The organism is Bradyrhizobium sp. LA6.1 (assembly GCF_040547805.1).
Lineage (GTDB): Bacteria > Pseudomonadota > Alphaproteobacteria > Rhizobiales > Xanthobacteraceae > Bradyrhizobium > Bradyrhizobium barranii.
Map to the genome: position 1 here is coordinate 89353 of NZ_JBEPQK010000007.1, position 12831 is coordinate 102183.

The following is a 12831-nucleotide window of genomic DNA, read 5'->3' on the forward strand; positions in this document are numbered from 1 at the left end:
CGGCTAGATATATGGCGGCATCACCACCACGCCCTCGTTCCCGCGCAGATCCAGCACGCCTTCCAGCCTCTCGCCCTCGCGATCCAGAAACGTCGACAGCAAGATCTCGCTGTTGAAACGGATCGCGCTGGTGGTCACGGCGATCGGGTCGGGCCCGAGATTGAGCACGACGATGATCGCGGTGCCCTCGGCCTCGCGGCGATAGACCAGCAGATCGCCTTGCGCGGCGATCGGATGGTAGTCGCCCTCGACCAGCGCCGGAGATGCCTTCCGCAAGGCAATCAGCCGCTTGTACAGACTGAGGATCGAACGCGAATCGGCTTCGAGATCGGCGACGTTCTCGCGGATATGGTCCTCCGGCAGCGGCAGCCAGGGCCTTACGCCGGAGAAGCCGCTGGCCGGCGACGCATCCCACTGCATCGGCGTACGGCAGCCGTCGCGCCCCACTCCGATGCCGGGCACATTCTTCTCGAAGGGATCGCGCACGTCCTCGGGGGAGATCGCCAGCTGATGCATGCCGATCTCGTCGCCGTAATAGAGCGTCGGCGTACCGCGCAGCGTCAGCAGCAACATGGCGGCGACGCGGGCCTGCTCCGGCCCGACACGACTCGCGACGCGCGGACGATCGTGATTGCCGAGCACCCAGTTCGGCCAGGCGCCCTTCGGCAGCGCCTTCTCGTAATCCTCGACGATTGTCTCGATCGAGCGCGCGCTCCAGAACGTCGAGAGCAGCGCGAAGTTGAACGGCATCTGCGCGCCGGTGAGATCGTTGCCGTAATAGGCCATCAGACGGTGCAGCGGCAGATAGATTTCGCCGATCAGCACGCGGTCGCGATACGCATCCGTGACGCGCCGCATCTCGGCGATGACGTCATGCACCTCCGGCTGGTCGGTGGAGTATTGCGTCAGGATCCTCTCGTTCGGCGGCCGGCCCTCGACGTAATGCGGGTTCGGCGGGTTGTCGCGGAATTCGGCATCCTTGATCAGGTGCCAGATCACATCGACGCGGAAGCCGTCGACGCCTTTCTCCAGCCAGAACCGCATCGCGTCGTAGATCGCCGCGCGGACATCCGGATTGCGCCAGTTGAGGTCCGGCTGCTCGGCAAGGAAGGCGTGGTAGTAATATTGACCTGTCGTCTCGTCGAATTGCCAGGCGCTGCCGCCAAATTCGGACAGCCAGTTGTTCGGGACACCGCCATCGGCGGCCGGATCGCGCCAGACGTACCAGTCGCGCTTGGGATTGTCGCGCGAGGACCGGCTCTCGACGAACCAGGGATGCTGGCTTGATGTGTGGTTCGGCACGAGGTCGAGGATCAGTTTCAGCCCGGTTTCATGCGCAGCCGCGAGCAGCGCATCGAAATCCGCCATCGTGCCGAACAGCGGATCGATGCCGGTATAGTCGGAGATGTCGTAGCCGAAATCGGCCATCGGCGAGGGAAAGATCGGCGACAGCCAGATCGCGTCGACGCCGAGCGATTTCACGTAAGGCAGCCGGCGCAGGATGCCGGCGAGATCGCCGACGCCGTCACCGTCTGAGTCCTGAAAGGAGCGCGGGTAGATCTGATAGAAGATGCCGTCGCGCCACCAATTGTCGCCGCCCTGAGCCATGGCCGGAATACCACTCACTAATCTACCCTGCGCGAGAAAACGCGAAAGGAACGCCCCGGTTCAAACCAGCAGGCCAATTGGGACGGCCGTGTGACGACCGGCTGTTCCCGGGGCTACGACACAAATCTTTTGCTTGGCGGCATGGCAAAAATCGGCATTGTGAGGCCATGACCGAGCAAAACAATACCCAAGAATCACAGCAAGCCAAGGCTGGCGCGATCATCGTCCCCGTGACGCTGTTCGAGCAGAACTGCACCATCATCTGGGACGAGCCCGGCAAGAAGGCCGTGGTGATCGACCCCGGCGGGGACGTGCCGAAGATTCTGGACGCGATCAAGCAGACCGGCGTCACCGTAGAGAAGATCTGGCTGACCCACGGCCATATCGACCATGTCGGCGGCGCGGCCGAATTGCGCGATGCGCTGAAGGTGCCGATCGAGGGGCCGCATGTCGCGGATAAATTCCTGCTCGACAACGTGGTCGAGAGCGGCGCGCGCTTCGGCATGACCGGCGGCCGCAATTTCGAGCCGGACCGCTGGCTCGACGAGGGCGACAGCGTGTCGATCGGCGGCCTGCAGTTCGATATTTTGCACTGCCCGGGCCACTCGCCCGGCAGCGTGGTGTTCTTCAACAAGGACTTGCGCTTTGCCCATGTCGGCGACGTGCTGTTTGCGGGCTCGGTCGGGCGCACCGACCTGCCCGGCGGCAGTCACGCCACGCTGATCAACTCGATCAAGACCAAGCTCTTGCCGCTCGGCGACGACGTCGGCTTCATCTGCGGCCACGGCGCCGGCTCGAGCATCGGCCAGGAACGGATGACCAATCCGTTCATCACCGGCGAGATGTAGCCTTTTACTTGAGCATGATCTTTTCGGAAAACCGCTTCACACTTTTCCGGATCATGCTCTACTCGGCGGCCTCCGCCAACGCCGCGGTGTCACTGAGGTTGCGTTCGCCCCAGTCGCGGATCGCGGCGACGACCGGCACGAAGCTCTTGCCTTTGCGCGTCAGGCGATACTCGACCTTCGGCGGCACCTCGCCAAAATCCTTGCGGTCGATCAGGCCGCTTTGGGTCAGCGCCTTCAATTCGCGGCTGAGCACGCGCGGGGTGATCTCGGCGCTGCCGGCCATGCCGCGCAACAGGCCGCTCCTGATCTCGCCATAGCGGCGCGGACCGTCCTTGAGGTCCCAGACGATGCGGAGCTTGTACTTGCCGCTGATCATCTTCTGAAAGGCCGTAACCGGACAGGTGCGCGCCGGGTTTGCCCTTGCCATGTCGCCTCCTCCATACGCAGCCAGCTTGCGGGAGGATAGGAGCGACGTCGAAAAAGTCCATACTATCAATTTTGTCCATACTTGCAGGATCGCCCGCAAGGCGCAGATGATGGCGCACATGACGAACAGGGAGCGTCACATGAAGCATTTCATGATCAGGTACGAATTCAAAAACGGCACGACGGAAGCCTGGCACCAGGAGATCGGCCGCTTCATCAAGGCGATCGAGGGCGATCCGGAGTTGAAGGGGCGGATCGGCTATCGGGTCCTGAAGAACCGCGACGACGCCAGCTACTTCCACCTCGCCAGCGTCACCGACGAGGCTGCGCAAAAAGCGCTGCAATCGCGCGACTTCTTCAAGGCCTATCAGGAGATGACGCGGAAGGTCGCCGGCGGCGAGGTGACGGTGGCGCCGATCGAATGGATCGATCAGACGGCGTAGCCGTCGCTTATCGAGCGACGAACTACTTCATCAATCCCGCGGCGGTCAGTGCGCGCGTGATGATCTGGCCGAGATCGAAGCCGCGCGCCGCCGCGCGCTTCGGCTCGGCCGGCTCTTCGGCAACGGCGACTGCAGCACGGATCGAGCGGGCGAGATGCGGCGCGGGTGAAAGCGCCGGCTTCGACGTCCCGGGCCCGGCCTTCTTCCCGGCCGCGTCCGGAATCCAGCCGGTGAGGCCGAAGAATTTTGCGATGTGGTACGACGAGGAAATACCGGCCTCGATCAGGAATGCGCCTTCGATGCCGTAGCGCTGATCATTGTCGGCGAGGCCGAGCGGCGTGCCGTGGGCCATATCGGTGATGGCGTAGGACTCGACCAGGGTTTCGCCGTCCTTGTTCCACCAGGCCTGGCGCGGATAGCCGTCGACAATGGTCTCCGCCATCGGCACGGCCGGCAGATCGTGCAAATCGAGCCACTGCTTGACGATCTCGCTGGCGTTGCCGGGATTGACGGTGCGGTCGGCGCTGCCGTGCCACACCGACATCTTCGGCCACGGCCCGCGATGGTTCGAGGCACGCCGCACGAAGTCGCCGAGTTCGCGCTCCGGCCGCTGCGGCGAATGAAACATGCCGTCCAGCGCCTCGCGCAGATTCGAGGCGATGCCATAGGGCAACCCGGCGATCACCGCACCGGCCGCAAAAACTTCCGGATAGGTCGCGAGCATCACCGACGTCATGCCGCCGCCGGCGGAGAGACCGGTGATGAAGACGCGCTTGGGATCGATGCGGTGCGCTTCGGCCATATGCGCGATCATCTCGCGGATCGACCGCGCCTCGCCGCCGTCCCGCGCAGTGTCTTCCGGATTGAACCAGTTGAAGCAGGTGTTGCCATTGTTGACGCGTTGCTGCTCGGGCATCACCAGCGCGAAGCCGTAATGCTTCGCGAGCGTCGACCATCCCGCGCCGAGATCGTAAGCAGCGGCGGTCTGGCCGCAGCCATGCAGCACGACAACGAGCGCGCGCGGCTTCTGGAGTTGCGCCGGCACGAACGCGAACATGCGCAGGTTTCCGGGATTGTCGCCGAAGCCCGTGACTTCTTCCAACGGGCTGGATACGTCCGCGCTCCGGCCGAATTCGGCAAGGCGCAGACCATCCACCTTTGGCAGATGTCTCAAGAGAGCGAGATTTTTGGCAAGCGACACGGCAACTCCTGGCAGGCGACGTTCAACGTTCACCCAAACCAAATAGTTGCTGCGGTGCAAAATAAAAAGCCCGTGTGCTGTCTATCACCCGAAATCACGCAAAAATCCGCAGGAATACGCATGAATTAACCGCAATGCCTCAACTTCGTGCAGAGACGCGGCGCATCCACGCCAGAAATGCGGCGCAGATCGTGATTAACGCCGCAAACGCGGCGAGCGAAACGAAGAAGCCTGCGCGCGCCGATTGCAACGCTTCAACCGCGAAGAACGCCGCGCCGATTGCGGCCACTCCGGCCGCATTTCCGATCTGCGCCGTCGTGCCGTACATGCCGGACGCCGAGCCTGCCGCGACAGGCTTCACCGTCGAGAGCACCGCACCGGATAGCGGCGCCATCACCAGCCCCTGGCCGCAGCCGAAGATGATCATGACGAGCGCGAGCAGGATCGGCGCGGGCGCATCGATATACCCCGTGACCAGCGCGAGTGCGGCGAGGCCCGCGATCTGCAGCATGCAGCCTTCGATCAACACCTTGGTCCCGCGATGGCGCGCCCGCGCGCCGCTGTGGCGCGACGCGACCACGAAAGCCAGCGCGAGCGGAATGAAGGCCATGCCGGCTGCGAGCGGCGGGATCTTCAGGCCGCGCTGCATGAACAGCGTCATGACCAGATAGAACGAGAGGTTGGCGACGAAGAAAAAGAACGCCGCGCCGAGCCCGCGCAGGAAGGCTGCATCGGACAGCAGCGTCAGATCGATCAGCGGCATGCCGCCGGCGCGCGCCACCGCATGCTCGAGCTTCAGGAACGCGACAAGGATCGCGCCGCCGACCGCCATCACGGCCCATAGCCACGGCGCCCAGCCGACATCGTGACCGAACAGCAGCGGTCCGATCAGGCACAACAGCCCCGCGAACAGCACCACGCTCCCTTTGATATCGAGCCGCGTGCCGGCCCGGCGCGGCACCGACGGCATGATGCACCAGGCGGCGGCCGCAATGACGAGGCCGCAGGGCACGTTGACGAAGAACACCGAGCGCCAGCCGGTACCGGCGAGGTCGATCGTGACCAGGAGACCACCGAGCAGGAAGCCCGCGGCGCCCGCAAGCCCGAGCACGATGCCGTAGATGGCGAAAGCGCGGCTGCGCTGTTCGTCGGTGAAGAGCAGATGCAGCGTCGCCAGCACCTGCGGCACCATCAGCGCTGCAGTCGCGCCCTGCGCCAGCCGTGCGATGATCAGCTCCGCGCCCGATTGCGCCAACCCGCACCACAGCGAGGTCACCGTGAAACCGAGCACGCCGGCCAGGAAGACATTCTTCGTGCCGTGGATGTCGCCGAGGCGGCCGCCGGTGACGACCAGCGTGGCGTAGGCGATCAGATATATCGCGATGACGGATTCGATCTGCGCCGGCGTCGCATGCAGGTCCACCGCGATAGTGGGAATGGCGACGTTCACGATGAACGCGTCGACGCCGAACATGAATTGAGCAGCGACGACGATCGCCAGCACGCCCCAGCGGCGCGACGAATCGACTTGTTTTGTGACGGTTTGATGCATTTTCGCGCGAGCCTTCGGCGATTTATTTGCGCGCAAAACTCGCAGATCGGCGTCATTGGCGCGATTACCTCCGAGGTAGGACTTGCCGCTTTGGCCCGATTGCTGCATGGCAATTCCCGCTGGTTTCGCGGGCTCGGAAGTTTTCCGGATGTACGACTACGACATGGTGGTGATCGGCTCGGGCCCGTCGGGGCGCCGGGCCGCGGTGCAATGTGCCAAGCTCGGCAAGGCCGTGCTGGTGGTGGAGAAGGGCCGACGGGTCGGCGGCGTCTCGGTCCATACCGGGACGATTCCTTCAAAGACCCTGCGCGAGACCGTGCTCAATCTCTCCGGCTGGCGCGAGCGTGGCTTTTACGGCCGCTCCTACAAGGTGAAGCAGGACATCGCGGCGAGCGACCTGATGATCCGTCTTCAGAAGACGCTCGACCATGAGGTCGAGGTACTCGAGCATCAGTTCAGCCGCAACCTGGTGCGCACCGCCAATGGCGAGGCGCGGCTGGTCTCACCGCACGAGGTCGAGATCACGAGCTCAATTGGCGAGGTAAAGGTGGTGTCGGCCGCCTTCATCCTGATCGCCTGCGGCACGCGCCCGTTCCGCCCCGACTACGTGCCGTTCGACGGCACCACCGTGCTCGACAGCGACGAGATCATCGAGCTGGCAAAGCTGCCGCGCAGCCTGGCTGTGATCGGCGCCGGCGTGATCGGCGTCGAATACGCCACCATCTTCAGCGCGCTCGACGTGCCAGTGACCCTGATCGAGCCGCGGCCGACCTTCCTCGATTTCATCGACAAGGAATTGATCGACGAATTCGTGCACGAGCTGCGCGACCGCAACGTCGCGCTGCGGCTCGGCGCCAAGGTCAATTCGATCGAGAAGACTGCGCAGGGTGGCATCGTCACGCATTTGTCGGACGGGCGGCACGTCACCACGGAAATGCTGCTGTTCGCGGCGGGGCGCGTCGGCGCCACCGATCGGCTCAACTTGGAGGCCGCCGGCATCGTCGTCGACCATCGCGGCCGCATCTCGGTCGATCCCGTGACCTTGCAGACCAGCGTGCCGCACATCTACGCCGCCGGCGACGTGATCGGCTTTCCGAGCCTTGCTTCCACCTCGATGGAGCAGGGACGCGTCGCCGCCTGCCACGCGCTCGGCATGGAGCCGCTCGCGCCGCCGGAGTTCTTCCCCTACGGCATCTATTCGGTGCCGGAGATATCGACCACAGGGCTCACCGAAGAAGAGGTGCGCACGCGCGGCATTCCCTACGAGGTCGGCATCGCACGCTTCCGCGAGACCTCCCGCGGCCACATCATGGGGCTGAACAGCGGCATGATGAAGATGATCTTCTCGACCAAGACGCGCCGGCTGCTCGGCGTGCACATCCTCGGCGAAGGCGCCACCGAGCTGATCCATATCGGCCAGGCCGTGTTGAACCTCAAAGGCACCATCGACTATTTCATCCAGAACACGTTCAACTATCCGACGCTGGCGGAGGCGTACAAGATCGCCGGGCTGGATGCGTGGAACAGGATGACGCGGTAGCGGCGTTCTTCGCGGCAAATTTGGCGAACAGTCCCTTTGCGGCCATCCTTCGAGACGACCGCTGCGCGGTCTCCTCAGGATGAGGTCTCGCTTCGCGGCGAGGTGTTAGACCCTCACGGTGAGGAGCCCGCGAAGCGGGCGTCTCGAACCATGCAGGCCAAGCAGGTCGTTGCAGCGTCTCAACGCATGCCTGCATTCCGCCGCGCGGGACACCGCGCGATTGCCTTCGCTATCGCCAGCACGTAGCCTCGCTACCTCAACAAACAGAAAATTCAGCCGGAGAGAACGCCATGGCGCGCCTGAAGTTCGGAGCCTTCCTTGCCCCGCATCACCCGATCGGGGAGCATCCGATGCTCCAGTTCCGGCGCGATCTCGACCTGGTCGAGCAGCTCGACGCACTCGGCTATGACGAGTTCTGGTGCGGCGAGCACCATTCCTCCGGCTGGGAGATGATCGCCTCGCCCGAGATGTTTCTGGCCGCGGCCGGCGAGCGCACCAAGCGGATCAAGCTCGGCACCGGCGTGGTGTCGCTGCCCTATCATCACCCCTTCAATGTCGCGCAGCGCATGGTGCAGCTCGACCACATGACCGGTGGCCGCGCCATTTTCGGCTCCGGCCCCGGCGCGCTGGCGTCGGACGCGCACACGCTCGGCATCGACCCGATGACGCAGCGCGACCGCCAGGACGAGGCCATCGGCGTGATCCGCCGCCTGTTCAACGGCGAGCGCGTCACCGCGAAGAGCGACTGGTTCACCATGAACGACGCCGCGCTCCAGATCCTGCCCTTGCAGGAGGAGATGCCGTTCGTCGTGGCCTCGCAGATCTCGCCCTCGGGCATGACGCTCGCCGGCAAATACGGCATCGGCATCATCTCGCTGGGCTCGATGACGACGCAGGGCTTGATGTCCCTGCAACAGCAATGGCAGTTCGCCGAGGACGCCGCCAAGAAGCACGGCACCAAGGTGGATCGGGCGAACTGGCGCGTGCTGCTGACCTGGCACCTCGCCGAGACCCGCGAGCAGGCCCGCCGCGAAGCCAGCCCCGGCCTAATGCGCTGGCACAACGAATATAATGTCGGCACGCTGCAGCGGCCGGGCCTGACGGCGTTCGCCTCGCCCGACGAGGCCGTGGACAAGACCGCTTTCGTCGACGGTGCGGCCTCCGTGATCGGTACGCCCGACGACCTCGTCAAGATGATCAAGAACGTGATGCAGGTGTCGGGCGGCGTCGGCGCCGTGATCGGCTTCGTGCACGATTGGGCCAATCCCGAAAATACCCGCCGAAGCTGGGACCTGGTGGCGCGCTACGTCGTGCCGGAGATCAACGGCTATATCGACGGACTGCGCAAGTCGCAAAAGTTCGTGATTGAGAACCGCGCGATCTTCGAACGCGCCGGGCAGGCCGTGATGGCGAAGATCATGGAGAACGAGAAGGCTGCAGAGGCCCTGAAGGTGACCGGCGCCGGCCGCGTCGCCATTCCCGCAGTCAACGCCCCGGATTTGCAGAAGGAAGCGGCGAAGCGGTAGGCCCGTCGGAACTACGCTTGTAACGACGTTCACAAGAAAGACATACCGGCCTGTGCTATGCTGACCCCGGTCAGCTGGCGCGGGTCGTAGTCATCTGTGTTCGCGCGCCTGTTCGGTCGGTCAACCGGAGCAATCGTCATGTCGATGCAGAATGTCGCCCCTGCGCTTCCGTTCACCGCACCCAGGCGCAACGAGCTGACGCACATCCCTGGCGACGAGGGCTGGCCGATCATCGGCAAGACCTTTCAGGTACTCGCCGATCCCAAGGGGCATATCGAGGCGAACGGCGCCAAATACGGCCCGGTCTACCGCACCCATATTTTCGGCGAGACCAATGTCGTGCTGCTCGGCCCCGAGGCCAACGAGCTCGTGCTGTTCGACCAGCAGAAGCTGTTCTCCTCGACGCACGGCTGGAACAAGGTGCTCGGCCTGTTGTTTCCGCGCGGCCTGATGCTGCTCGATTTCGACGAGCACCGGCTGCATCGCAAGGCGCTGTCGGTCGCGTTCAAGTCGGGGCCGATGAAGTCGTACTTGAGCGATCTCGACCACGGCATCGCCGCGCGCGTCGCGCAGTGGAAGGCGAAGCCTGGCGAGATGAAGCTTTATCCGGCGATGAAGCAGCTCACGCTCGACCTCGCGGCGGCGTCGTTCCTCGGTGCCGATATCGGGCCGGAGGTCGACGAGATCAACCGCGCGTTCGTCGACATGGTCGCGGCCGCGGTCGCCCCGATCCGCCGGCCGCTGCCGGGCACGCAGATGGCCGCCGGCGTGAAGGGACGCAAGCGCATCGTGGCCTATTTCCGCGAGCAGATCCCGCTGCGACGCGGCAATCACGGCGGCGACGATCTGTTCTCGCAGCTCTGCCGCGCCACCCACGAGGATGGCGCCCTGCTCTCCGAGCAGGACATCATCGACCATATGAGCTTCCTGATGATGGCGGCGCACGACACGCTGACCTCGTCGCTGACCTCCTTCATCGGCGAGCTCGCCGCCAATCCGGACTGGCAGGATAGATTGCGCGCGGAGGTTCTTGCGCTGGGGCTCGCACCGGGTTCGCCGAGCAGCTTCGACGACCTCGAAAAAATGCCGCTGTCGGAGATGGCGTTCAAGGAGGCCCTGCGGATCAAGCCGCCGGTGCCGTCGATGCCGCGCCGTGCGATGCGCGATTTCACCTTCAAGGGTTTTACGATTCCGGCCGGTACCGCCGTCGGCGTCAATCCGCTCTACACCCACCACATGAAGGACATCTGGCCGGAGCCGGATCGCTTCGATCCCTTGCGCTTCACCGAGGAAGCCCAGCGCAACCGGCATCGCTTCGCCTGGGTGCCGTTCGGCGGCGGCGCGCATATGTGCCTCGGCCTGCACTTCGCCTACATGCAGGCGAAGTGTTTTGCCCGGCACTTTTTGCAGAACCTCGAAGTGTCGCTGGAGCCGGGCTACAAGCCGGACTGGCAGATGTGGCCGATCCCGAAGCCGCGGGATGGCTTGCGGGTGCGGGTGAAGACGGTTTAGGCACTGTTTTCGTAGGGTGGGCAAAGGCGCGTAGCGCCGTGCCCACCATTCCTCGCGAAGAAAGAATTGGTGGGCGCGCTTCGCTTTGCCCACCCTACGGCACCGTCACCTGCCGCTACTACGCCTCCTGATCGAACGCCTTGCGCATGGCGACGTAACCCTGCTGCTGCTGGCTCCAGTTGCGGCCGCCGGTGACGGCGCCGTCGACGACGAGATCGTGTCCGTTGACGAAGCTGGATTCGTCGCTCGCCAGAAACACCGCGGCCTGCGCGATGTCATCGGGGAGGCCCGCGCGCGGGATCGGCTGTGCGGTCTTGAAGACTTCGCGCATCACGGCAGGCGTCGCCTCCGCCGCATCGGTCGCGAGCCCCAGCGCCTTGCCGAAAATGCCGGTCGCGATCGCACCGGGCGAGATCGAGTTGACGCGCACGTTGGACTCGCCGAGCTCCATCGCCACGCATTTGGTGAGATGGATCACCGCCGCCTTGGCCGCGCCATAGACGACCGACGAGGAAAAGCCGGCAAGACGGCCTGCGATGCTGCCATTGTTGATGATGCTGCCAGAACCCTGCTTCTTCATGACGGGCGCGGCATGCTTCATGCCGAGCATGACGCTGCGCACCAGGGTCGCCATCGCCGCGTCGAACCGCTCGACATCGAGGCCTTCGATGCCCCCGGTCTGCGCCGGGCCGCCGGCATTGTTGAACAGGCAGTCGATCCGGCCGAACTTCTCGACCGCGAGCGCGATCAGCGCCTGCATCTGCGCTTCGACCGTCACGTCGGTCTGGCGAAAGATGCAATTGACCCCGAGCTGCTTCGCCAGCGCCTCGCCTTCCGGTATGCGCCGCCCCGCGATCACAATTTTGGCACCTTCGGCAACGAAGACTTCCGCGGTACGCAGGCCGATCCCGCTCGTCGCGCCCGTAATCACCGCAACCTTACCATCCAACCTACCCATGGAATGTTCCTGTTTTCGAATGATTTGATGTCAAATGGCGGACGCCGATCGATCTCGGCGCCGCGACAGTCACTATTCCTGCCGGTCTGCGACAAGGCAAGCTTTGCTTGTGCATGCGACATGCGTAACATTCCCGCTCCTTTCTCGATTTACGCGCGCATAGCGCAACCGGGCCGGGCATGGAGAAGCTGATCGACGAATTCCGCAAGGGCTGGCAGGGCGTGGCAGCGCCATCGCTCGCTCTGAGCCTCGGCTTCGCGGTCGCCTGCCTGCTGGTTGCGACGGTGGCGCGCTGGGGTCTCGCGCATGTGCGGCCCGACGTCTACTTCACCCCGTACTTTCCGGCCGTGTTCTTTGCCGCCGCGTTCGGCGGCTTGCGGATCGGCATCATCACCGCGCTGATCGGCGGCGTGCTCGGCGTCGTCGTCAATTTCAGCGACGCTCTTGCCGATCGCTCCAGGTTCACCTTGCTGACCCTTTATTGGGGCGTCTCCGCACTCACGATCTGGGGCGTCGAGCACTATCGCGGGATGCTGGCGGAACAGCGCCGGATTTCCAAACGGCTGATCGAGGAAGAAGAATACCGCAAGCTGCTGGTCGACGAGCTGCAGCATCGGCTGAAGAACAAGCTGTCGACCGCGCACGCCGTGCTGCACCAGGTGCTGCACGACCAGCCGCAGGTCTGGGCCCGGATCGATCCGCGGCTACGGTCGCTGGCTGCAACCGACGATCTGATCTCGCGGATCGACAAGGGCGGCTGCGATATCCGCGATCTCCTGATCGCAGAGCTCGGACCTTACGGCCATGTCCGCTTCACGCTCAACGGCGACCGGCTGTTCCTGCCGCCGAAGCTCGCGGTCACGCTGTCGCTGATGTTTCACGAGCTCGCCACCAACGCGGGCAAATATGGTGCGTTCTCCGCGCCGCGCGGATTATTGCAGGTGTCGTGGACCGTCAGCGGCGACCGTCTGACCGTCACCTGGGACGAAACCGAGGGCCCGAGCATCGACAAGGTCTCCGAGCCCGGCTTCGGCACCAAGCTGCTGAAGTCAGCGCTGTCGGCTTTCGACGGCAAGTCCGAGGTCTCGTATCTCAAGACCGGCCTGCATTGCATCATGCAATGCCGCATCCCGCAGAACGGTTAGACGCGGCACGAGCGCAAGAGACGCGCGCCCCGCTCGCAGTTTCGTTGCGCGCGTTGACGCTCCGTTAATGAC

At 64.3% G+C, this 12831-nt stretch carries 11 protein-coding genes; 6 read left to right on the plus strand and 5 right to left on the minus strand.

The window, feature by feature from the left end; genetic code table 11:
• Window positions 1–3: 3 nt before the first annotated feature.
• Window positions 4–1608, minus strand: a complete 1605-nt coding sequence (locus ABIB99_RS19555) for an alpha-amylase family glycosyl hydrolase (protein ID WP_063980056.1) — start codon at window positions 1606–1608, stop codon at window positions 4–6.
• A 167-nt stretch (window positions 1609–1775) separates the two neighbouring features.
• On the opposite strand from ABIB99_RS19555, the gene ABIB99_RS19560 reads away from it, so the two are divergent.
• Window positions 1776–2456, plus strand: a complete 681-nt coding sequence (locus ABIB99_RS19560) for an MBL fold metallo-hydrolase (RefSeq protein WP_063980057.1) — start codon at window positions 1776–1778, stop codon at window positions 2454–2456.
• A 58-nt stretch (window positions 2457–2514) separates the two neighbouring features.
• On the opposite strand, the gene ABIB99_RS19565 is transcribed toward ABIB99_RS19560, so the two are convergent.
• Window positions 2515–2883: a winged helix-turn-helix transcriptional regulator gene (locus ABIB99_RS19565; protein WP_063980058.1), complete on the minus strand. Its 369-nt coding sequence runs from the start codon at window positions 2881–2883 to the stop codon at window positions 2515–2517.
• 139 nt (window positions 2884–3022) lie between these two features.
• Here ABIB99_RS19565 and ABIB99_RS19570 point away from each other — a divergent pair, with 139 nt between their 5' ends.
• Entirely contained in the window at window positions 3023–3325 is a 303-nt protein-coding gene (locus ABIB99_RS19570) for a hypothetical protein (RefSeq protein WP_231143720.1), read from the plus strand.
• Window positions 3326–3347: 22 nt separating this feature from the next.
• On the opposite strand, the gene ABIB99_RS19575 is transcribed toward ABIB99_RS19570, so the two are convergent.
• Window positions 3348–4526: an extracellular catalytic domain type 1 short-chain-length polyhydroxyalkanoate depolymerase gene (locus ABIB99_RS19575; protein ID WP_354177169.1), complete on the minus strand. Its 1179-nt coding sequence runs from the start codon at window positions 4524–4526 to the stop codon at window positions 3348–3350.
• Between the two features lie 139 nt (window positions 4527–4665).
• Complete coding sequence (locus ABIB99_RS19580; RefSeq protein WP_063985949.1) at window positions 4666–6078, minus strand: MFS transporter; 1413 nt, start codon at window positions 6076–6078, stop codon at window positions 4666–4668.
• A gap of 148 nt (window positions 6079–6226) precedes the next feature.
• Between ABIB99_RS19580 and sthA the strand changes: the two genes are divergently transcribed.
• The 3 genes from sthA (at window position 6227) to ABIB99_RS19595 (ending at window position 10656) form a co-directional block, all read left to right on the plus strand.
• Complete coding sequence (sthA, locus tag ABIB99_RS19585) at window positions 6227–7618, plus strand: Si-specific NAD(P)(+) transhydrogenase (RefSeq protein WP_063980061.1); 1392 nt, start codon at window positions 6227–6229, stop codon at window positions 7616–7618.
• A 290-nt stretch (window positions 7619–7908) separates the two neighbouring features.
• On the plus strand, window positions 7909–9144 hold the full coding sequence (locus ABIB99_RS19590) for an LLM class flavin-dependent oxidoreductase (RefSeq protein ID WP_354177170.1): 1236 nt from the start codon (window positions 7909–7911) through the stop codon (window positions 9142–9144).
• A 138-nt stretch (window positions 9145–9282) separates the two neighbouring features.
• Entirely contained in the window at window positions 9283–10656 is a 1374-nt protein-coding gene (locus ABIB99_RS19595) for a cytochrome P450 (RefSeq protein WP_354177172.1), read from the plus strand.
• 118 nt (window positions 10657–10774) lie between these two features.
• On the opposite strand, the gene ABIB99_RS19600 is transcribed toward ABIB99_RS19595, so the two are convergent.
• Window positions 10775–11614, minus strand: coding sequence for an SDR family NAD(P)-dependent oxidoreductase (locus tag ABIB99_RS19600; protein ID WP_354177174.1), 840 nt, complete (start codon window positions 11612–11614; stop codon window positions 10775–10777).
• 179 nt (window positions 11615–11793) lie between these two features.
• Here ABIB99_RS19600 and ABIB99_RS19605 point away from each other — a divergent pair, with 179 nt between their 5' ends.
• The gene (locus ABIB99_RS19605; protein WP_063980064.1) at window positions 11794–12759 is read left to right on the plus strand and encodes a sensor histidine kinase; all 966 of its coding nucleotides are present in this window, start codon (window positions 11794–11796) and stop codon (window positions 12757–12759) included.
• Window positions 12760–12831: the final 72 nt, after the last annotated feature.